General features: G+C 72.6%; 19 protein-coding genes. 12 read left to right on the top strand and 7 right to left on the bottom strand.

Features of this window, described 5'->3' with window-relative positions:
- Positions 1–4 precede the first annotated feature (4 nt).
- Positions 5–1,300, top strand: a complete 1,296-nt coding sequence (locus tag ACIRR8_RS13400; protein WP_404063094.1) for an alpha/beta fold hydrolase — start codon at positions 5–7, stop codon at positions 1,298–1,300.
- Positions 1,301–1,316: 16 nt separating this feature from the next.
- Here ACIRR8_RS13400 and ACIRR8_RS13395 read toward each other — a convergent pair whose 3' ends face one another.
- Positions 1,317–1,892: a rhodanese-like domain-containing protein gene (locus tag ACIRR8_RS13395; RefSeq protein WP_404063091.1), complete on the bottom strand. Its 576-nt coding sequence runs from the start codon at positions 1,890–1,892 to the stop codon at positions 1,317–1,319.
- Positions 1,893–2,045: 153 nt separating this feature from the next.
- Between ACIRR8_RS13395 and ACIRR8_RS13390 the strand changes: the two genes are divergently transcribed.
- From ACIRR8_RS13390 to ACIRR8_RS13370, 5 genes are all read left to right on the top strand, one after another.
- A complete protein-coding gene (locus ACIRR8_RS13390) occupies positions 2,046–2,780 on the top strand; it encodes a PIG-L deacetylase family protein (protein ID WP_404063088.1) in 735 nt (244 codons plus the stop codon).
- A gap of 100 nt (positions 2,781–2,880) precedes the next feature.
- Positions 2,881–3,480, top strand: a complete 600-nt coding sequence (locus ACIRR8_RS13385) for a helix-turn-helix domain-containing protein (RefSeq protein WP_404063086.1) — start codon at positions 2,881–2,883, stop codon at positions 3,478–3,480.
- Between the two features lie 126 nt (positions 3,481–3,606).
- Positions 3,607–4,572, top strand: coding sequence for an NADPH:quinone oxidoreductase family protein (locus tag ACIRR8_RS13380; RefSeq protein WP_404063083.1), 966 nt, complete (start codon positions 3,607–3,609; stop codon positions 4,570–4,572).
- Positions 4,569–5,759, top strand: a complete 1,191-nt coding sequence (locus ACIRR8_RS13375; RefSeq protein WP_404063081.1) for an acyl-CoA dehydrogenase family protein — start codon at positions 4,569–4,571, stop codon at positions 5,757–5,759. Before ACIRR8_RS13380 ends, ACIRR8_RS13375 begins: the two co-directional genes overlap by 4 nt.
- On the top strand, positions 5,756–6,898 hold the full coding sequence (locus tag ACIRR8_RS13370; RefSeq protein ID WP_404063078.1) for an acyl-CoA dehydrogenase family protein: 1,143 nt from the start codon (positions 5,756–5,758) through the stop codon (positions 6,896–6,898). Before ACIRR8_RS13375 ends, ACIRR8_RS13370 begins: the two co-directional genes overlap by 4 nt.
- Positions 6,899–6,934: 36 nt before the next feature.
- Here ACIRR8_RS13370 and ACIRR8_RS13365 read toward each other — a convergent pair whose 3' ends face one another.
- The 6 genes from ACIRR8_RS13365 to ACIRR8_RS13340 form a co-directional block, all read right to left on the bottom strand.
- The gene (locus ACIRR8_RS13365; RefSeq protein ID WP_404063075.1) at positions 6,935–7,861 is read right to left on the bottom strand and encodes a carbohydrate ABC transporter permease; all 927 of its coding nucleotides are present in this window, start codon (positions 7,859–7,861) and stop codon (positions 6,935–6,937) included.
- Positions 7,858–8,820, bottom strand: a complete 963-nt coding sequence (locus ACIRR8_RS13360) for a carbohydrate ABC transporter permease (protein WP_404063073.1) — start codon at positions 8,818–8,820, stop codon at positions 7,858–7,860. The genes ACIRR8_RS13365 and ACIRR8_RS13360 overlap by 4 nt, the downstream gene beginning before the upstream one ends.
- Positions 8,817–10,127: an ABC transporter substrate-binding protein gene (locus ACIRR8_RS13355; RefSeq protein WP_404063070.1), complete on the bottom strand. Its 1,311-nt coding sequence runs from the start codon at positions 10,125–10,127 to the stop codon at positions 8,817–8,819. Before ACIRR8_RS13355 ends, ACIRR8_RS13360 begins: the two co-directional genes overlap by 4 nt.
- 123 nt (positions 10,128–10,250) lie before the next feature.
- Positions 10,251–11,027 (bottom strand): sugar phosphate isomerase/epimerase family protein, encoded by a 777-nt coding sequence (locus ACIRR8_RS13350; RefSeq protein ID WP_404063068.1) that lies wholly within the window; start codon positions 11,025–11,027, stop codon positions 10,251–10,253.
- Positions 11,024–12,046: a Gfo/Idh/MocA family protein gene (locus tag ACIRR8_RS13345; RefSeq protein WP_404063065.1), complete on the bottom strand. Its 1,023-nt coding sequence runs from the start codon at positions 12,044–12,046 to the stop codon at positions 11,024–11,026. The genes ACIRR8_RS13350 and ACIRR8_RS13345 overlap by 4 nt, the downstream gene beginning before the upstream one ends.
- An 86-nt stretch (positions 12,047–12,132) precedes the next feature.
- Complete coding sequence (locus ACIRR8_RS13340; RefSeq protein ID WP_404063062.1) at positions 12,133–13,263, bottom strand: GntR family transcriptional regulator; 1,131 nt, start codon at positions 13,261–13,263, stop codon at positions 12,133–12,135.
- Between the two features lie 121 nt (positions 13,264–13,384).
- Between ACIRR8_RS13340 and ACIRR8_RS13335 the strand changes: the two genes are divergently transcribed.
- From ACIRR8_RS13335 to ACIRR8_RS13310, 6 genes are all read left to right on the top strand, one after another.
- On the top strand, positions 13,385–14,419 hold the full coding sequence (locus ACIRR8_RS13335; protein WP_404063059.1) for an NAD-dependent epimerase/dehydratase family protein: 1,035 nt from the start codon (positions 13,385–13,387) through the stop codon (positions 14,417–14,419).
- Positions 14,419–15,480, top strand: coding sequence for a dihydrodipicolinate synthase family protein (locus ACIRR8_RS13330; RefSeq protein ID WP_404063056.1), 1,062 nt, complete (start codon positions 14,419–14,421; stop codon positions 15,478–15,480). The genes ACIRR8_RS13335 and ACIRR8_RS13330 overlap by 1 nt, the downstream gene beginning before the upstream one ends.
- Before the next feature lie 36 nt (positions 15,481–15,516).
- The gene (locus ACIRR8_RS13325; protein ID WP_404063054.1) at positions 15,517–16,422 is read left to right on the top strand and encodes a polysaccharide lyase; all 906 of its coding nucleotides are present in this window, start codon (positions 15,517–15,519) and stop codon (positions 16,420–16,422) included.
- Between the two features lie 83 nt (positions 16,423–16,505).
- Positions 16,506–18,356: a glycoside hydrolase gene (locus ACIRR8_RS13320; protein WP_404063052.1), complete on the top strand. Its 1,851-nt coding sequence runs from the start codon at positions 16,506–16,508 to the stop codon at positions 18,354–18,356.
- A complete protein-coding gene (locus ACIRR8_RS13315; protein WP_404063050.1) occupies positions 18,353–19,465 on the top strand; it encodes an acyltransferase domain-containing protein in 1,113 nt (370 codons plus the stop codon). Before ACIRR8_RS13320 ends, ACIRR8_RS13315 begins: the two co-directional genes overlap by 4 nt.
- A gap of 122 nt (positions 19,466–19,587) precedes the next feature.
- Positions 19,588–21,204 carry an ABC transporter substrate-binding protein gene (locus ACIRR8_RS13310; protein ID WP_404063048.1) on the top strand — a complete coding sequence of 539 codons (1,617 nt, stop codon included), beginning with the start codon at positions 19,588–19,590 and terminating at the stop codon, positions 21,202–21,204.
- The last annotated feature ends 17 nt before the right edge of the window (positions 21,205–21,221 follow it).

Here is a 21,221-nt window from a genome sequence, read left to right as displayed (position 1 = left end):
ACCCGTGACCAGCTACCGCCAGCCCGGCGTCGTCCTCACCGACCACCGCTTCACCGTCCCGCTCGACCACAGCGACCCCGGCGGTGAGCAGATCGAGCTGTACGGGCGCGAGGCCGTGGCCGCCGGGCGATCCGGCGAGGAGCTGCCCTGGCTGCTCTACCTGGAGGGCGGCCCCGGTTTCGGCGCCCGCAGGTTCATCGGTACGGAGGCCTGGCTAGGCCGGGCGCTGCGCGAGTTCCGGGTGCTCCTGCTCGACCAGCGCGGCACCGGCCTCTCCACCCCTGCCAATCGGCAGACCCTCCCGCTGCGCGGCGGACCGCGCGAACAGGCCGACTACCTCGCCCACTTCCGCTCCGACGCCATCGTCCGCGACTGCGAGGCCGTCCGGCAGCGGCTCACCGGCGGCGAGCCGTGGACAGTGCTCGGCCAGTCCTTCGGCGGCTTCTGCGCGGTCCGCTACCTCTCCTCGGCGCCCGAAGGCCTCGCGGCGGTCCTCATCACCGGCGGCCTGCCCTCGCTGGACGCGCACGCGGACGACGTCTACCGGGCCGCGTACCCCCGTATCGAACGGAAGGTCGCCGCGCACTACGCCCGCTACCCGCAGGACGTCGAGCGCGCCCGCGCCATCGCCGCGTACCTGGCCGAACACCGTCCCGAGAGCGCCGGCCACCGGCTGACCCCCGAACTCTTCCAGTCGCTCGGCATCCTGCTCGGCACCGGCAGTGGCAGCCACCAGCTCCACCACCTCCTGGAGAACGCGTTCGTCCGCACACCGCACGGCACCGAGCTCTCCGACACCTTCCAGGAGGCCCTGCGCTCGGCCACCTCGTTCGCCGGGCACCCGCTCTACGCCCTGATCCACGAGGCGATCTACGGCTACGGCGAGCGCCCCACCGCCTGGTCCGCCGAACGCGTACGCACCGAGTTCCCGCAGTTCGACGCGGCGGCGGCCCTGGCGGGCGACGGGCCGCTCCTCTTCACCGGTGAGACCATTCACCCCTGGCACTTCGACGTCGACCCGGCGCTGCGCCCGCTCCGCGAGACCGCCGAGCTCCTCGCGCAGCGCACCGACTGGCCCGCGCTCTACGACCCCGAGCGGCTCGCCGCCAACGAGGTGCCCGTCGCCGCCGCCGTCTACCACGACGACATGTACGTCGACACCGCGCACTCGCTGCGCACGGCCGCCGCGATCCGCGGGTTGCGCACCTGGGTGACGAACGAGTACGAGCACGACGGTGTGCGCGCCGGCGGACCGCGCGTCCTGGACCGGCTGCTGGCGCTGGTCAGGAACGAGATCTGACGGGAGGCGGCCGACGTCAGCGCTGGAGCGCCTCCAGCGTGGCGTCCAGGTCCGTGGTGCCGGAGCGCGACGCCTGGTTGTACGGCAGCTTCGACAGGGCCGAGGCCATCCCGCAGGTGTTGGTGACGGCCGAGAAGACCAGGCCCGAGCCGATACCGGCGGAGAGCCAGCGCGCGGCCGGGAAGCGGACGCCCGCCACCAGCCCGGCGACCACCAGCGAACCGGCCGCGAGCCGCACCTGCCGCTCCAGCGGCCAGACCGCGCGCGCTCCCTCCGGCCGGTCCAGACCGCGCCCGTCACCCTCCCACGCGGAGGTGCCACCGGTCAGCGTGGCCGCCTGGATGTCCGCGCCCGCCAGGATCTCGCAGGCCCGCGTCGAGCGGACCCCGGAAGCGCACACCACCAGCAGCGAACCACGGGCGGACGCCGACTTCAGCGCGGGCAGGGCCTCGGGCAGCTTGTCGAGCGGGATGTTCAGCGCGCCCGGCACATGGCCGGCGGCGTACTCGCCGGGAGCCCGTACGTCGATCACGGTGAACTCCTCCAGACGGGCTGCGGCCTGGGCGGGGGAGAGGGAGGCGGGGCTGGTCACGAGCTGAATCCTTTCGTCGACCGGGGCGGCGCGGGGAGGGCTGGGACTCTACACGTGTCTCCAGCGCCCCTGCGCCGACCCGCATTCCCTCCCGCGTACCCGGATCCTCTCCGCTCACGGCGTCCTGACGGTGATCGTCGGTAGCCTGCCGGTATGACGCAGCAGCCACTCGAACCCCTGCCCACCGACTGGCACCGCGCCCTGGCGGTGGTCGCCCACCCCGACGACCTCGAGTACGGCACGGCCGCCGCCGTGGCCGACTGGACCGACGGCGGCCGAGAGGTCGTCTACCTCCTCGCCAGCCGGGGCGAGGCCGGGATCGACACCCTGCCGCCCGAGGAGTGCGCGCCGCTGCGCGAGCGCGAGCAGCGGGCGAGCGCCGCCGTCGTCGGAGTCCGTACGGTCGAGTTCCTGGACCACCGTGACGGCGTGATCGAGTACGGGACCGGGCTGCGCCGCGACATCGCCGCCGCCATCCGGCGCCACCGCCCGGAGCTGGTCGTGACCCTCAACCACCGGGACACCTGGGGCGGCGTCGCCTGGAACACCCCGGACCACCGGGCGGTCGGCCGGGCCGCGCTGGACGCCGTGGCCGACGCGGGCAACCGGTGGATCTTCCCGGAGCTGACGGAACAGGGTCTCGATCCGTGGAACGGGGTGCGGTGGACCGCCGTGGGAGGCAGTGACCGGCCCACGCACGCGGTCGACGCGACGGCCGGGTTCGAACGTTCCGTGCGGTCCCTGCTCGAACACCGCACCTACATCGCGGCGCTGACCGAGGACGCGCCGGAGAAGTACTGCCGGGAGTTCCTGGAGGGCATGGTGCGGGCGGAGGCCGACCGGTTCGGCGGCCGCCCGGCGGTCACCTTCGAGGTCTTCGCCGGCTGACCGGGCCGCGCGCGGATGCGGCGGGATGGACGACCCCGTCCGGGCCGTGCGCGAACCCGGCGGGATTGACAAACCCGCTTGCTGATTCTGCAATGGCCTCATGAAGGAACACGACCGGGACGCCCTCGAACTCGACGCCGTACTCACCGGGGTCGGCCCCCGGCTGCGCCGTCTGCGCAAGGACCGCGGGGTCACCCTCTCCGCGCTCTCCGCCGCCACCGGGATCTCTGTCTCCACGCTCTCCCGGCTGGAGTCCGGCGGCCGCCGCCCGAGCCTGGAGCTGCTGCTCCCGATCGCCCGCGCCCACGAGGTCCCGCTCGACGACCTCGTGGGCGCGCCGCCCGTCGGAGACCCTCGGGTCCGGGCCAAGCCGATCGTGCAGCACGGCCGCACGATGCTGCCGCTGACCGCCCGTCCCGGCGGGCTCCAGGCGTACAAGATGGTGCAGGAGGCGGGCAGCGGCGAGGCGCCGGAGCAGCGCACGCACGAGGGGTACGAGTGGCTGTTCGTGCTCTCCGGAAGGCTGCGGCTGCTGCTGGCCGAGCATGATCTGGTGCTGGAGCCGGGAGAGGCCGCCGAGTTCGACACCCGGCTGCCGCACTGGTTCGGACCGGCGGAGGACAAGCCCGTGGAGTTCCTGAGCCTGTTCGGGCCGCAGGGTGAGCGGATGCATGTGAGGGCCAAGCCGAAGCGGGGGTGAAGCGCCGCCGGGGTGTTCCCATGCAGGCAAGCGACCGCTTAGTATGCGCCGGAGCAGTGGTTACGCGAGCAGTGGAAACGCCGACAGCGGCAGCGGTTGATGCCGACAGTGTTGTGGAGGCCCCTCATGCAGGCATGGCGAGTGCACCGGAACGGCGAGCCGGGCGAGGTGATGAGCCTGGAGGAGACGGACCGGCCCACGCCCGGTGACGGGCAGGCGCTCGTCCGGGTCGCCGCGGCGAACGTCAACTTCCCCGACGCCCTGCTCTGCCGGGGCCAGTACCAGGTGCGGCCGCCGCTGCCGTTCACGCCGGGCGTCGAGGTGTGCGGTACGACGGAGGACGGCCGGCGCGTCCTCGCCACCCCCGCTCTGCCGTACGGCGGTTTCGCCGAGTACGTCGTCGCGGAGGAGGCGGCCCTGCTGCCCGCGCCCGACGCCTTGGACGACGCGGAGGCGGCCGCCCTCCACATCGGCTACCAGACCGGCTGGTTCGGCCTGCACCGCCGTGCGAACCTCCAGGCGGGGGAGACCCTCCTGGTCCACGCGGCGGCGGGCGGGGTCGGCAGCGCGGCCGTCCAGCTCGGCAAGGCCGCGGGCGCCACCGTCATCGGTGTCGTCGGCGGACCGGAGAAGGCGGCCGTCGCCCGTGAACTCGGCTGCGACCTGGTCATCGACCGGCGCGGCGAGGACATCGTCGCCGCCGTGAAGGAAGCCACCGGCCAGCGCGGCGCCGACGTCGTCTACGACCCGGTCGGCGGCGAGGCGTACGCCAAGTCCGTCAAGTGCGTCGCCTTCGAGGGCCGCGTCCTCGTCGTCGGCTTCGCCAGCGGGAGCATTCCGGCCCCGGCGCTCAACCACGCCCTGGTGAAGAACTACTCGATCGTCGGGCTGCACTGGGGCCTCTACAACACCAAGGACCCCGCCGCCGTCCGCGCCTGCCACGACGAGCTGACCGAGCTGGCCGCGCGAGGCATCGTGAAACCGCTGGTCAGCGAGCGAGTCGGGATGGCCGGAGCCGCCGAGGCCGTCCAGCGCGTCGCCGACGGCACCAGCACCGGCCGCATCGTCGTCCTCCCCGGAGGCGCCCGATGACCCCCGCCGTCGACGCCACCGAGGTCCGCCGCCGCACCCGCGAGCTGCTCGCCGCGCACCCGCCCGCCACCACCGACCGCACCGACTTCCTCAAAGCCCGGTTCGACGCGGGCCTCGCCTGGGTCCACTACCCGGTGGGCCTCGGCGGGCTCGACGCGCCCCGCTCGCTCCAGCAGGTCGTCGACGCCGAACTCGCCGCCGCCGACGCGCCGGACAACGACCCGCGCCGCATCGGCATCGGCCTCGGCATGGCCGCGCCCACCATCCTCGGCTTCGGCACCGACGAGCAGAAGCAGCGCTTCCTGCGCCCGCTGTGGGTCGGCGAGGAGGTCTGGTGCCAGCTCTTCAGCGAGCCCGGCGCCGGCTCCGACCTCGCGGCCCTCGCCACCCGCGCCGTCCGCGACGGCGACGACTGGGTGGTCGAGGGCCAGAAGGTCTGGACGTCCAGCGCCCACCTGGCCCGCTGGGCGATCCTCATCGCCCGCACCGACCCGGACCTCCCCAAGCACCGGGGCATCAGCTACTTCATCTGCGACATGACCGACCCGGGCGTCGACGTGCGGCCGCTGCGCCAGATCACCGGCGAGGCCGAGTTCAACGAGGTCTTCCTCTCCGGCGTCCGCATCCCCGACAGCCACCGCCTCGGCCCCGTCGGCGACGGCTGGAAGGTCGCCCAGACCACGCTGATGAACGAGCGCGTCTCCATCGGCGGCTCCCGCATCCCCCGCGAGGGCGGCATGATCGGCCCGGTCTCACAGACCTGGCGGAACCGCCCCGATCTGCGCACCCACGACACCCACCAGCGCCTGCTCACGCTCTGGGTCGAGGCGGAGGTGGCCCGGCTCACCGGGGAGCGGCTGCGCCAGCAGCTCGTCGCCGGACAGCCGGGCCCTGAGGGCTCGGGCATGAAGCTCGCCTTCGCCCGCCTCAACCAGGAGATCAGCGGCCTGGAGGTCGAACTCCTCGGCGACGAGGGCCTGTTGTACGGCGACTGGACCATGGTCCGCCCGGAGCTGGTCGACTTCACCGGACGCGACGCCGGCTACCGCTACCTCCGCTCCAAGGGCAACTCGATCGAGGGCGGCACCAGCGAGGTCCTGCTGAACATCGTGGCCGAGCGCGTCCTCGGGCTGCCCGCCGAACCGCGCAACGACAAGGACGTCGCCTGGAAGGACCTGAGCCGATGACCGCACCCACCCAGCCCCCCGCCACCACCCCGGGACAGCCCTCCGCCACCCCCGACCTCCTCTACTCCCAGGACGAGGAGGACCTGCGCTCCGCCGTCCGCGCGCTGCTGGCCGACCGGGCCGACGCGCCGACGGTGATCGCGGCGACCGAGGCCGACACGCCGTACGACCTCCGGCTCTGGGAGGCCCTTGCCACCGGCATCGGCGCCGCCGGACTCCTCGTACCGGAGAAGCTCGGCGGCCAGGGCGCGTCCCACCGGGAGGCCGCCGTGGTCCTGGAGGAGCTGGGCCGCAGCGTGGCCCCGGCCCCGTACCTGACCAGCTCCGTCGTGGCCACGGAAACCCTGCTCGCGCTGGCCGGGGACGACGGACCGGCCGCCGCGCTCCTCACCGAGCTGGCCTCCGGAGCGCGTACGGCGGTCCTCGCCGTCCCCCTCGCCACGCCGCCCGCAGGCGCGCGGGCGGCCCTCGCCACGCTCGACGGCACCGTACGCGGCATCGCCGACGCGGCCGTGGCCGACGTCCTGCTGGTGCCGACCGCCGAGGGCCTGTACGCGGTCGAGGCGACGGCCTCCGGAGTGGCGGTGGAACCCCTCGTACCGCTCGATCTGACCCGTCCGCTCGCCACCCTCACCCTGACCGCCGCCACCGGGACCCTGCTGGCCACGCCGGAGTCCGGCGCCACCGCCGTGGCACGAGGCCTGCTCGCCGGGGCCGGACTGCTCGCCTCCGAACAGCTCGGCATCGCGGAGTGGTGCCTCACCGAGACCGTCCGGTACACCCGCGAACGCCACCAGTTCAACCGGCCCGTGGGCTCCTTCCAGTCGCTCAAGCACCGCATGGCCCAGCTCTGGCTGGAGGTCGTCTCGGCCCGCGCCGCCGCCCGCAAAGCCGCCGACGCGCTGGCCACCGACAGTCCCGACGCCCCGCTCGCGGTCGCGGTGGCCCAGGCGTACTGCTCCGGCGTCGCGGTCCACGCCGCCGAGGAGTGTGTCCAGCTCCACGGCGGGATCGGCATGACCTGGGAGCACCCGGCGCATCTCTACCTCAAGCGCGCCAAGGCGGACTCGATCGCGTACGGCTCGGCGGGCCGCCACCGTGAGGCCGTCGCCGAGCTGGTGGAGCTGCCGGCGCCGTAGAGCGCCGGTCGCCGGCGGCGGTCCGCTCTCCCGTGGCTACTTCACGCTGCCCGCCGTGAGACCGGACCGCCAGTACCGCTGGAGCAGCAGGAACGCGATCACCAGCGGCAGCAGCGCCAGCAGCGAACCGATCACCATCAGGGGGTAGTAGTCCGGATTGATGGGCGCGGCGGCGTTCCAGCTGTAGAGCCCCAGACTGAGCGGGTACAGCGACTCGTCCGAGAGCATGACCAGCGGAAGGAAGAAGTTGTTCCAGATGGCCGTGAGCTGGAAGAGGAAGATCGTCACATAGCCCGGGGCGATCATGCGCAGACCGACCGAGAAGAAGCCGCGCAGTTCGTTCGCCCCGTCCATCCGCGCCGCCTCCAGCACCTCGTCGGGGACGTACGAGGCGGAGAACATCCGTGCCAGATACACCCCGAAGGGATTGAACAGGACCGGGATCAGCACCGACCACACGGTGTTGGCCAGTTGGAGGTCGGAGGCGAGCAGATACATCGGCAGCGCCAGGACCGTGGCGGGGACCATCACGGAGACCAGGATCAGCGCGAACAGCGCCCGCTTCCCGGCGAACTCGAACTTGTCGAAGACATAGCCCGCCGCCGTGCTGATCAGTGCGCCGACGGCCGCACCGCCGACGGCGTACAGCAGGCTGTTGCCGTACCAGCGCAGATACGCGCCGTCGTCCTGGGCCAGGAGTGCCCCGATGTTGTCGAACAGCGCGAAGTTCGACAGGGAGAAGAAGTCCGACGCGAACAGCGCCTCCGAGTCCACCGTGGAGGCGGCGAGCAGCCACAGCAGCGGAAGCAGCGCGTAGAGCGCGCTGAGGCCGACGACGAGGTTGGCCGCGGTCCTGCCGTACCAACGGCCCCTCCGCACCGGTCGCGGAGTGCTGGGGCCGGCGGGTGCGGGGGTGGCCGGCGCGTTCGGCGCCGAGTGGATCGTGCGGAGCGGCGTACTCACGGGCGGGCCTTTCTCGATGAGGTGACTCGTGTCGTCCGCCGTGTGGAGCCGCGGGTCACGGCGAAGGACAGCGCGCAGCAGACGATCAGCAGGAGCACGGACGCGGCGGAGGCCAGCCCGTAGTTGTTGCGGGTGAACGCGGCGTCGAAGATGTACATGTTGGGCGTGTAGCGCGGGCTGATCAGCGGGGTCGCCTTCGCCAGCAGCATCGGCTCGGTGAAGAGCTGGAGCGCGCCGATGGTGGTGAAGATGGCCACCGTCGACAGCGTGGCCCGCACCAGCGGCACCTTGATGGTCAGCGCCGTGCGGACCGGTCCCGCGCCGTCCACCGCCGCGGCTTCGATCAGTTCGCGGGGGATGGCCTTGAGCGCGGCGAAGAAGATCACGGCGGTGTAGCCGAGGCCGCTCCACAGCGCGATGTTCACCAGCGACGGGATGATCATGGACAGACCGAGGAAGTCGATCGTGATGTCGACGCCCTGGAGCGCGTCCAGCACGGGGGAGATGCCCGGTGTGTAGAGGTAGAGCCAGATGACCGTGGCGATGATGCCCGGCACGGCGTGCGGGACGAACAGCAGCGTCTGGGTGAGCTGCCGGGCCCGGATCAGCCCCGAGTCGAACAGCAGCGCCAGCGCCAGCGCGCCCACCAGGACCAGCGGGATGAAGACCAGCGCGTACACGAGCGTGACGCCCACGCCCCGCACGAAGCTCGGGTCGGAGAGGACGGCCGCGTAGTTGCGCAGACCCGCGAACGACGTCTGTGCCGTGCCGAAGCCCAGCCCGCTGTGCGAGGTCGAGAAGAAGCTCAGGTACACCGCGTACAGCGTCGGGACCACGAAGACGCCGAACAGCAGGACGCCGAACGGGCCGAGCAGGGCGCCGACGGCCAGCCGCTGCGGACGGCGTGTCCGGCGGGAGGAGGCGGCGGGGACATGGGGAGGTGCGGTCGTGGTCGTCATGCCTGCCTCACGGAAAGGCCCAGGCTGCGCATGTCCGGCAGCGTCTCGGACTGGGCGGTGCGGAGCGCCTCGGTGATGGTGGTGCCGTACTCCAGCCGGGCCAGCCCCTGGTGCAGCGAGGTGGCGGTGGCCTGCATACGCGGCCCCCAGGTCCAGCCGGTGCGCAGCAGCCGCGCCTGGTCGGCGATGAGCCGGTAGACGTCCTGGCCGCCGAAGAACGCCGTGTCGAACTCGCGGGAGGCGTTAGCCACCAGGCTCGCGTCGGCGGGCAGGATGCTGGACCTGCCGCCGGAGAGCCGCGCGGTGATGGCCTCCGGCGAGGTGGTCATCCACTCCAGGAACCGAATCGCACGCCGCTTCTTGCGGCTGCCCGCCGTGATGGCGTGCACGGAGACCCCGTCGGTGCCCACCACGTCCTCGCCGCCGTCCCACCGGGGGAGGGGGGCCACCCGCCAGCGTCCGGAGGTGCCGGGCACGGACCGCACGAGGGCGGCGAGCCCCCACGGTCCGACCAGGTGCGAGGCGACCTGCCCCCGGGCCAGAGCGGACAGCCACTGCTGGCTGGAGCCTGGAGCGAACATGAGCCGCTTCCGGTCGACCAGGCCCTGCCAGAACTCCGCCACGCGCCGGGTGGGCCCGCCGAGGAAGTCCAGCACCCAGGTGTCGTCCTCGATGGCGAACCACTGCCCGCCGCTCTGCATGGTGTGCCCGGCCAGCACGTTGTACGCGTTGGGGTGGAAGGTCGTCAGATCGATGCCGGCGTCCTGCTTCAGCCGGCCGGCCGCGTCACCGAACTCCTCCCAGGTCGTGGGCGGTTCGATACGGTGTCGGGTCAGGATGTCCTCGCGGTAGGCGAACAGCATCGGGCCGAGGTCCACCGGAATGCCGTAGGTCCGGCCGCCCAGCACCCCGTTGGTCCACGCCTGCGGCCCGAGCCGCTCGCGCAGCCGGGGGGTGACGAGATCGGTGAGGTCCGCGCAGACGCCGTCGATGGCGAAGGACGGCAGGTCGGCGTCGACGAGCGTGACGATGTCCGGTGCGTTCCCGGCGCGCGCGGCGTTCGACAGCTTGGCGTTGCCGCCGGCCAGCCCGGAGGTCATCGGCGAGAAGTCGACGGGCTCCTCGGGGTGGAGCTCGTTCCAGGCGGCGACCAGGGTGTCCGTGCCGCGCAGCGCCGACCACAGGGTCAGCGGCCCGTCGGCGCCGCTCCCCACGTCGTCGGCGCACGCGGAGGCGGTGACGCCGGCCAGGGCGGTCCACAGCCCGGCCGAGAGGGCTCGGCGTCTGGTGATGCCCGGCCTAGCCATGGCGGGCGGCCGGTATGCGCGTGGTGGTGGGAGGGCGGTGGTGCATGAGAGGGCCTCATTTCGGGGGAGGGGAGAAGGAAGCCGGCGCCGGGGCAGCCGGGTCGTACGGAGACGGCGTCGGGATCAGCCGGCGTCGAGGACGCGGTGGAACGCGGGCAGCGCCTCGGCGAGCGGAGCCGCGTCCGGATACCAGGCGCGCTCCCACTCCAGGCTGATCCAGCCCCGGTATCCGAGGCGCCCGAGCTGTTCCAGGACCGCGGGGAGCGGCAGCACGCCGTGGCCCGGCACCACCGGACGCAGATCCGTCGGCGAGGCGACGTCCTTGAGCTGTACGTGGCGGAGCCAGGGGCCCAGCAGTTCGGCGGTGCGCTCCGGGCTCTCGCCGGCCCGCCACGGATTGACCGCGTCCCACACCGCACCGACGGCCGGCGAACCGACGGCCTCCAGAACCGCCGCCACCTCGGCACCGGTCAGGAGCGTGTCGTGGGTCTCCAGCGCCAGGCCGACCCCTGCGGCCTCGGCGATCGGCGCGGCGCGGGCCAGATGGCGTACGGCCCGCTCCCGCCGGCCGTCCGCCAGGTCGGCGCCGCCGCAGAAGACCCGCACCTGTGCGGCGCCGAGCCGGGCCGCGAGGTCGATGTGACCGGCCAGCCGCTCGACGACGCCGGAGTCGTCGGCGGCGACCTGGACGTACGAGGCGAGGGCAGGTACGGCCAGTCCCGCCCCGCCCAGTGCGGCGGCGAGCCGCCCGGCCTCCGCAGAGGGCATGCCCGGGTACGCCAACTGGCCTTCCGCGCATCGTAGTTCGACGCCCTTGCAACGGCCGGTGCGGGCGAGCGCCACGACCTCGTCCACGCTCGCACCGGGACAGCCCAGGGTGCTGAACGCGCGCCGGTTCACGGTGCCACCCGCTCGGCGGCCACATCGACCCGCTGCCCCAGCTCGGCGGACGCGTACACCGCGAGCGCGGCGGCGACGACACCGCGCCCGTACGCCCCGTCGACGTAGGCGCCGGCGCCCCCGCGCGCGGCGGCCACGAAGCCGTCCAGCTGGTCCCGGAAAGCCCGCTGCTGATGGCCGGGTTCGGCCTTGAGGAGGCGGGTGGCCTGTCCGTCGCGCAGGACGAACAGCCCTTCGGTGGCGGAGATCCGGAGCGTCGCCTCGTCGAGGACGACCTCGGTCTCGTCGACGTACGGCATGCCCCTGCTGGTGAGCGCGACGCTGGCGTTGATGCCGTTGTCGAGTTCGAGCAGGGCCAGCGCGTCGGTCTCCACCTCCAGTCCGGGCCGGCCGCGCACCACACCGCTGACGCGGCGCACGGTGGAGTCGGCGAACAGCTGGATGCGGTCGAGACCGTGAGTGCCGACGTTGAGGACGATCCCGCCGCCGGCCACCGCCCGGTCGAAGAACCAGGGCGGCCGGGAGCCGGGTTCGTAGTGCGAGGAACGCCGGTGGGTGATGAGCAGCGGCTCACCGTAGCGGCCGGAGGCGATGAGGGAGCGGGCCTCGCGTACCACCGGGTGGAAGTGGATGACATGGGCGACCGCCAGCAGTGTGCCGGCCTCCGCGCACGCCCGCTCCATCAGCGCGCAGTCCTCGGCGGTGGTGGCCATCGGCTTCTCCACCAGCACGTGCAGTCCGGCGCGCGCGGCCTCGACGGTCATCGGCGCGTGCAGGGCGTGCGGGGCGGCGACCACCACGGCGTCCAGGGCGGCTTCGGCGAACATCGTCCGGTGGTCGCTGTAGACGGGGATCGCCGCCGTGCCGGCGAGCGCCTGGGCCGTGGGGCGGTGCGTGTCGCAGATCGCCGCTATCTCGTACTCCGCGGCACCGGCGGCGGCGTGCACATGGGCCGCGCCGACCCCGCCTGCGCCGAGTACGCCGATACGGAACCGGCCGGGGGACGGTTCGGGAGGCATGGGTTCTCCTGGGGTCGCTGGATGAGGAAGGGGAAGGGCAGGGCCGCGCGTGGCCGGCTCCGTCCGACGGGTGGCCGTGGGCCGGGTCAGCCGTCGGGTGCCGCGCCGCAGGAGGCGCGGACGATCAGCCGGGGCTGGATGCGGACGCGGTGGGAGACCGCCCCGGGACCGGACTCCATCCGGCTCAGGAGGAGTTGGGCGGCGAGCGCGCCGACCTCCTCCTTGGGCGGCGAGACGGCGGTCAGCGGGACGTCGCCGACCTCCGCCACCTCGTCGTCGTACGCGACGACGGCGAACGCGTCCGGAACGGACAGGCCGTGCCGCCGTGCCGCCACCACCAGGGCCGCGGCGTCCCGGTCGCCGTGGCAGAACACCGCCGTGATGCCGGCCTCGGCGCAGTGCCGTACGTACGCCGTGATGCCCTCCTCGGTCCAGTTGTCCTGCCGGGCCACCGAGCCGTCCACCACCTCGACCCCGAGCAGCTCGGCGGCCTCGTCGAACCCCCGCGCCACGATGTCCGCCGTGCCGGTGCGCAGCCGGCCCAGGTGTCCGATCCGGCGATGACCGAGCGAGCGGAGGTGCCGTACGGCCAGGCAGACGCCGCCCGGGTGGTCGGTGGTGACGTAGGTGGTGGGGTCGTCCGGCGCCGGGGCGGGTGGGAACCGCTCCACCAGGACGTGGGGCACCGGGAGCCGGCGCAGCGCGCCCACGTGGGCCTGCGGGTCCTCCAGCAGATGCAGGTTGGGCACCAGCAGCAGGCCCTGCACACCGCTCTCGACCATCGCCCGCACCTCTTCGCGTTCGAGGGCGGGGTCGTACTTGGACGAGGCCAGCAGCACGCCGACACCGGCGTCCCGCAACACCCGCTGGATGCCGTCGACGACCCGCGGATAGTAGTACGTGGTGGAGGGCACGAGGACCCCCACGAGCCTTCTGCTACGGGGCTGTTCGCCCTCCTCGGCCGCAGCCTCGCCAGGCGGTGAGACGAATGTCCCCGCCCCCTGCCGACGCTGCACGATGCCCTCGTCCACCAGCTCGCTGACCGCCCGGCGCAAGGTGTTCACGCTGACCGCGAGCGTGCCGGCCAGCTCCTTCTCGACGGGCAGCTGCGTACCCGGCGCCCACGCACCGTCGGCGATCTCCCTGCGCAGACGCTCCGCGACTTGCAGGTATTTGGGACCTCGAAGGAATGAATCCCTCTCCTTTGCCGATTTCATGCTGGGGAGATTGCATCAATCCTCCTCTTGCGTCAACCACTTGCCGGTGATTTCGTAACCCCAGCGTCAAAGAATGCAGAAATTCATTCCTTATGAAGGAATGAATTGGGTGGGAGAATTCATGAAGGAACTCCGGTACGGCGTCGCGGAGCTGGAGCAGGAGCTCGGCCGCCCCGGCCAGGCTCTGGTGGCCGAGGCCGCCGACTGGCCGGGAGACGTGGTGGTCCTGGGGGCCGGCGGCAAGACCGGGTCCGGTATCGCCACGATGGCCCGCCGGGCACTGGACGCGGCGGGCCGGCGGGAGACCGGCGTCCTGGCCGTGTCGCGCTGGACGGACGCGTCGGCCCGGGCCGCCCTTGAGGGGCACGGTGTACGGACGGCCGTCGCGGACCTCGCCGACCCGGCGGCCCTGGACGCCCTCCCGGACGCGGCCGTCGTGATCCACCTCGTCGGCGCGAAGTTCGGGACAGCCGCCGCCCCGGAACAGGCGTGGATGACCAACACGGTGCTCCCCGCCTTCGTGGCCCGGCGCTACCGGGGCGCCCGCATCGTCGCCCTGTCCACCGGCAACGTCTACGGGATGACGGCCGCGGTGACCGGCGGATCACGCGAGGGCGATGCGCCCCGGCCCACCGGGGACTACGCCATCACCTGCCGTGGCCGCGAACAGGTCTTCACCCACGCCGCCCGTGCCGGCGGCACCCCCGTCGCCCTGATCCGCCTCAACTACGCGGTCGAACCCCGCTACGGCGTCCTCGCCGACCTGGCCCGCACCCTGCTCGCCGGAGAGCCGGTCGATCTCGGCGCGGGCGCGGTCAACGTCGTCTGGCAGCGGTACGCCAACGAGGTCGTCCTGCGCAGTGCCCCGCACGCCGCCGCGCCCGAGCCGTTCCTCCTCAACCTGACCGGACCCGAGACGGCCGGAATGCGGGGCATCGCCACCCGGCTCGCCGAACGCCTCGGCACCGTACCGGAGTTCACCGGGCAGGAGCCCGCCACCAGCCTCCTCGCCGACGCCACGCTCTGCCACACCCTCTTCGGCTATCCGGACCGCACGCTCGGCCAACTCATCGACCTCCAGGCCCGATGGATCACCGAGGGCGGCCAACTCTGGGACAAGCCGACCAAGTTCGCACGACGGGACGGACAGTTCTGATGGCCGCCACCCTGGCGGCCGAGACCGCCGCACTGCTGAACCGGGGCACCGTGATCCCCGCCCACCCGCTGGCCCTCACCGCCGACCGGACCCTCGACGAAGGGCGCCAGCGTGCCCTGACCCACTACTACACGGAGGCCGGCGCGGGCGGAGTCGCCGTGGGCGTGCACACCACCCAGTTCGCCATCCGCGAGCACGGACTGTTCCGCCCGGTCCTCGAACTCGCCGCCGAGGAGAGCGCGGCCGTCGCCGCCGAACGCCCCTTCCTGCGGATCGCCGGAGTCGCCGGGCCGGTCCACCAGGCCGTCGAGGAGGCCGCCACCGCCCGCGAACTGGGCTACGACGCCGTCCTCGTCTCGCCCGCCGGCCTCCCGCACGCCACCACCGACGACCTGCTGGACCGCAGCGCCGCCATCGGCGAGATCCTCCCGGTCATCGGCTTCTACCTCCAGGAAGCCGTCGGCGGCCGTGAACTGCCGCGCCCCTTCTGGCGCGCGCTGGCCGACCAGGAGTCCACCGTCGCCGTGAAGGCCGCTCCCTTCGACCGGTACCGCACGCTGGAACTGGTCCAGGGCGTCGCCGACTCCGGCCGCGGCCACGAGGTGGCCCTCTACACCGGCAACGACGACAACATCGTCGCCGACCTCCTCACCCCGTACCACGTGACCACCCCCACCGGCCCGGCCGTCCGCCGCTTCGTCGGCGGGCTGCTCGGCCACTGGGCGGTGTGGACCCGCTCCGCCGTCCGGCTGCTCGCCGACGTCCACGCGGCCGACGGCGGGGACGTGGCGGCCCGGCAGCGGGCGCTGGCCCGGCTCGCCGGGGACACCGACGCCAACGCCGCCGTCTACGACGTACGCGGCGGCTTCGCCGGAGTCATCGCGGGTGTCCACGAAGTACTCCGCCGCCAGGGCCTGCTCTCCGGCATCTGGTGCCTCGATCCCGCGGAAGGCCTCTCGCCCGGACAGGCGCAGGAGATCGACCGCGTGCACACCACCTACCCCTGGCTCACCGAGGAGGACGCGTTCGTCGCCGGCCTACTGCCGCGCCGGCCCGCCTGACATCACCCCGCACCCACCCCACAGGGAAGAGGAACGATGAAGAAGAAGACCCTGCTCCTGGCCACCGCCGCCGCAGCTCTCGTCCCCGCCGCCGTCCTGACCCCGCAGGCGGCAGCCGGAAGCGCGTCACCGGCCGCCGCCCCCACCTACAAGGTCAACACCTTCGAACGGCCCGCCGCCGGGAACTCCTACCCGCTCAGCCAGTGGGCCGCCGACGGCTGGAACGCGCCCTGGCAGCAGGGCATGGAGACCCGTGCCCGGATCGACAACACGACCCCCGCCCACAGCGGCTCCAAGTCCCTGCGCATCCACTACCCCAAGGGCAAGATCGGCCCCGAGGACTCCGGGGCGCAGGCCCCCTTCGCCCTCACCAAGGCACGCGAGTACTACCTGTCGTTCTGGGTGAAGTTCAGCGGCGACTTCAGCTGGGGCACCACCGAGTACGCCGGAAAGGTCGGCCTCGGACTGGCGGGCGGCGCCTCCTGCTCCGGTGGCCAGGTCTGCGACGGCAAGAACGGCTTCAGCTCCCGCATGATCTGGCGTCAGAACAACGGCCAGGCGGCGGTGTACTACTACCACATGGGCCACGCCGGACAGTACGGCGACTACGCCGTCCTCAAGAACAACGGCGCGGACATCCACTGGCCCAAGAACCAATGGGTGAACGTCGCCCAGCGCGTCAAGGTCAACACCGTCAGCAACGGCAACGCCAACGCGGACGGCGAGATCGAGGTCTTCTACAACGGCAGTTCCGCCGCCAAGGTCACCGGTCTGCGCTTCGTCACCAACAACGACCAGGTCGACCGCGCCTACTTCTCCAGCTTCGCGGGCGGCGCCACCCCGTCCTTCGCCCCGAACAACAACAACAGCTACATCTGGTACGACGACATCAAGGTCTCCACCGACCGCAACGACATCTGCGAACTCAGCTCCTGCCGCTGAGCCGAACCGCGCCGGGCGGCAGTGGCCACGCGCCACGCCGCCCGGCGCACCCGCCCACCCCGCACCCCATCCGGAGCCCCGCCGTGCCCGTCATCCCGTTCCCCGCCCCGCGCACCCTGACGACGACCCCGGGCGGCGCTCCCCTCGACGCGCCCGTCCGCACGCACCTCGACCCCGGCCTCCCGGTCCAGGGCTACCGCCTGCGCACCGGCCCCGAGGGCGTCGCCATCGACCACCGCGACGCCCTCGGTCTCCGCTACGCCCTGCACACCCTCGACCAGCTGCGCGCCGGGCAGGACTACACCGACACCGGCTACGACATCGGCGACCACCCGGACTTCCCGGTCCGCGGGTTCCTCCTCGACATCAGCCGCGACCGGGTCCCCACCCGCCGCACGCTGGCCCGCTGGATCGAGATCCTCGCTCTGGCCCGCTACACCCAGCTGGAGCTGTACACGGAACACACCTTCGCCTTCCGCGATCACCAGGAGGTGTGGCAGGACGCCTCCCCGCTCACCGCCGACGACCTGCGATGGCTGGACGGGCGGTGCGCCGCCGCGGGCATCGAACTGGTCGCCAACCAGAACACCTTCGGCCACATGGAACGCTTTCTGCGCCACCCGCGCCACGCCCACCGTGCCGAGAGCCCCGAGGGGTTCGAGCGCGGTGGCTTCCACCGGCCGCCCAGCACCCTGGAGCCCACCGACGACAACGCGGCCTTCGCCACCGCCCTGGTCGCGGAGGTCGCCCGCGAAGTCCGCTCCACACGCCTCAACATCGGCGCGGACGAACCCTTCGAGCTCGGCCGGGGCCGTTCGGCGGACCGGGTGGCCGGACGGGGGGCCGGAGAGGTCTACTTCGACTTCCTCACTCGCCTCATGGACCCCTGGCTCGCATCCGGTCACACCGTCCAGTTCTGGGCCGATGTCTTCGCCGGCCATCCCGAACTGATGGACCGCGTACCGCCCGGAGCCGTGCCGGTGGTCTGGCAGTACGACGGCCCCCGGCTGCTGTCGGAGGTGATCGACGGCGACACCCCGGAGGCCCGTACCTGGCAACGCCTCGGCGCGGACCTGGACAACCTGGCCGAAGGGTTCCGCTCACGCGGCAAGCTGCTCTCCGACGCCGGTGTGCCGTTCTGGGTCGCCCCCGGCGCGAGCAACTGGAACTCCCTGATCGGCCGGATCGACAACGCCGTGGACAACATGGTCGACGCGGCCGAGACCGGCCGGGAGAACGGGGCCGAGGGATTCCTCCTCACCTCCTGGGGCGACCACGGCCACTGGGACCCGCCGTCGGTGGCCTACGGCCCCGTGGTCTACGGCGGCGCGGTGAGCTGGTGCCTGGAGGCCAACCGGGACCTTGACATCGCCGCCGTACTGGACGGCCACGTCCTGCTGGACGAGGCGCGGCTGACCGGGGACGTCCTGATGCGCCTCGGCCGTGTCCATCGCGACCTGGAGGTTCCGCTGCTCAACGCCTCGCCGATCGCCCGAGCGCTCTTCCCGGACCCCGCCGTCCCCCTCCCGTCCATCCCGCCGCCCGAAGCCCTGGACCGGGTCGCCGCCACCCTCGCCGCCTGCCGGGACGACCTCGCCGCCGCCGCTCCGGCCGCCGCCGACGGGGACACCGTACGGCGCGAACTCCAGCACGCGATCAACGTCGCGGAGTTCGCCCTGGACGTGCTGCGCGCACGTGCCACCGCCTCCGCCGCCCTTGCCGGTGCCGCCACCGGGACGGGAGCGGAGACCGCGGTAGCCGGTGCCGACGCCATCGACGGACCGGCCGCCCGCCGCCTGTCGCGCCGGATCGAACCGCTGCTCACCGAGCAGCGCGCCTGCTGGCTCCTCCGGTCGCGTCCGGGCGGTCTGGAGGACAGCATCGGTGAGCTGGACCGGTTGCGCCACCAGTTGCTGAAGGCGGCCCACGCGTGAGCGGAGCGAGCGGCGGCACGCACGCACCCGGCGGGAGCCCGGTGAGCGCGGGTGCGGACACCACCGCGGACCGCCGCGCACCCTCCGGCGACGGCGCGACCCGGCACGGGGACCTGGCGGCCGGACGGCGGTGGCTCGACCTCCTGCGGGACCAGCCCGCCGCGCCCGCCCCCGACCCCGTACTCCCGTCCTCCGCCGACCTGTCCCGGCGGCTGGACCTGCTCGCCGTCCCCGGGCAGGACCGGAAGCCGCTGTACGAGGGCCTGATGGCGGCGGCGGAGGACCCCGCCGCCTGGGGGGCGTTGGTCCGCTGCCACCAGCGCCTCTTCGCCGACGGCCCCGGGGCCCCCACCGCCCCGCCCGCATGGCCCGACGCACCCGCCGGACTCGGCGAGGCCGGACGGTACTTCTATGCGCACCTCCTCGTCCTGGCCCTCCCGGCGGCCCTTGAGCGGCAGCGCGTCCTCGGCATCCCCGACGACGTGGTGGCCGCCACCTTCGCCGACCTCGGCGCCAAGCTCAGGAGCTACCGGCTCGCGCACGGCACCGGCGGCTTCGACCGGCAGCGGTGGATGGTCCGGCACTTCCGCGGGACGCTGCACCGGCTCGGCCGCCTCCAGTTCGAACGCGGAATCCTCGACGCGGAAGGCTGCGGCGGCGACGCCGGGGCGGCCGGCGGGCCCGCCCACGGAGATCCGGTCCTCCAGGTCCACATCCCCGAGGACGGTCCACTGTCCCGCGCCGGATGCGACGCGTCGTTCGCCGCCGCGGGACCCTTCCACGACCGGCACTTCCCCGAGACCCGCTTCCGGCACGCCACGTGCAGCTCCTGGCTCCTGGACCGGCAGTGGGCCGACCACCTCCCGGAGAGCTCCAACATCCTGGCGTTCCAGCGCCGGTTCCAGCCCTTCGGGGCGCTGCCCGCCGGTGACGACGACGTGCTGGAGTTCGTCTTCCACGTGCCGCCCGGCCGGGCCGACCTCGACCGCCTGCCGCAGGAGACGACCCTGCACCGCGCCGCCGTCGGCCACCTGCGAGCGGGTGGCCACTGGCGGATGACGCACGGCTGGACCTCGGTGCCGGGCCCGGGGACGGGGCGCGGGGTTTGAGCCCAATCGCGGCACCGCGGGTGGATCGACTGTCCGGGCGGGGTGTACCAGGGTCTTTTACATCCTGTTTAATTGCGTACTGTTCGCAATAACAGTCGATCTTGAACAGGGATGTGCAGAGTATGACGGCCCGATCGATAAGGGGGGCGGTCGCCGCCACGCTGGTGACCGCACTGTCCCTGACCGCGGCAGCCTGCTCCAACCCGGACAGCCCCAAGAGCGGCTCCGGATCCGGGACCACCTCGGCCGTCGTCGGCATCGCCTACGAGCCCGACAGCCTGAGCCCGCTGCTCGGCTACGGCAAGGACGGCAACTCCAAGATCTTCGACGGGCTGCTCACCCTGGACGAGGAGCTGAAGCTCCACCCGGCCCTCGCCACCGCGCTCCCCGAGATCAGCGACGACGGGCTGACGTACACGTACAAGCTGCGCCAGGGCGTGAAGTTCAGCGACGGCAAGCCGTTCGGCGCCAAGGACGTGGTCTTCACCTACCGGACCATCCTGGACGCGAAGACCAACAACCCCTCCCGCACCGAGCTGGACGCCGTCAAGGACGTCACGGCCCAGGGCGAGGACACCGTCGTCTTCACGCTGAAGTACCCCTACGCCCCGTTCGCCCAGCGGACCGTCCTGCCCATCGCCCCCGAGCACATCGCGGGCAAGCAGGACGTCAACACCGGCGCCTTCACCACCCGGCCCGTCGGCACCGGACCGTACGTCCTCACCAACTGGTCCAAGGGCGAGAAGCTCAGCTTCACCGCCAACCCCCACTACTGGGGCGGCGAACCCGAGGTGAAGAAGTTCACCATGGCGATCATCAAGGACGACGACGTGCGCGCCACCCGGCTGCGCTCCGGCGACCTGGACGGCGCGATCCTGCCGCCCAACCTCGCCAAGGGCTTCGCCGGCGACAAGGGCAAGAAGACGTACGCCGCGAACAGCTACGACTACCGCACGGTGACGCTGCCCACCAACAACAAGGTCGCCGGTGACACCGCCGTCCGCCGCGCCCTGGACGTGGCGGTCGACCGGCAGACCATGGTCGACGCCATCCTGAACGGCAGCGGCAAGCCCGCCTACGGGCCCGTCCCCACCGACAGCGAGTGGTTCACCAAGGGCACCGAGCGCACCCACGACGTCGCCGCCGCGAAGAAGATCCTGGACGAGGCGGGCTGGAAGCCGGGCAAGGACGGCGTCCGGGTCAAGGACGGCGTGCGCGCCACCTTCCCGCTCTGGTACCTCAGCGGCGACAAGCTCCGCCAGGAGCACGCCCTCGCCTACGCCTCCGACGCCAAGAAGGCCGGCATCGACATCCGTACCGAGGCCGGGACCTGGGAGGTCATCGAGCCCCGGATGAAGCACGACGCCGTGCTCGCCGGCGGCGGCTCGCCGGCCGACCCCGACTTCGACCAGTACACCCTGCTGAAGTCCTCCCTCGCGGGCGACGGCTTCAACAACATGGCCTGGTACGACAACAAGGCCGTCGACGCGGCGATCGAGGCCGGCCGCAGGAGCGGGGACAAGGCCGAGCGGAAGAAGGCGTACGACACCGTCCAGCGCGAGCTGGTGAAGAACCCGGGCTACACCTTCCTGACCCACATCGACCACCTCTACGTCGTCGACGACCGCTTCGGCCCCCTCACCACCCAGGTCGAGCCGCACGACCACGGCCTGGCCTCCGGCCCCTGGTGGAACGTCGAGAAGTGGAAGCCCGAGAGCGCCGGAGACACGAAGAAGTGAAGCCCCGCCTCCCCTGG

Origin of the sequence: Streptomyces sp. NPDC101178 (assembly GCF_044767965.1) — a bacterium.
Lineage (GTDB): Bacteria > Actinomycetota > Actinomycetes > Streptomycetales > Streptomycetaceae > Streptomyces.
The sequence above is the reverse complement of the archived record's forward strand: the minus strand, read 5'-3'. Positions and strand labels throughout refer to the sequence as shown.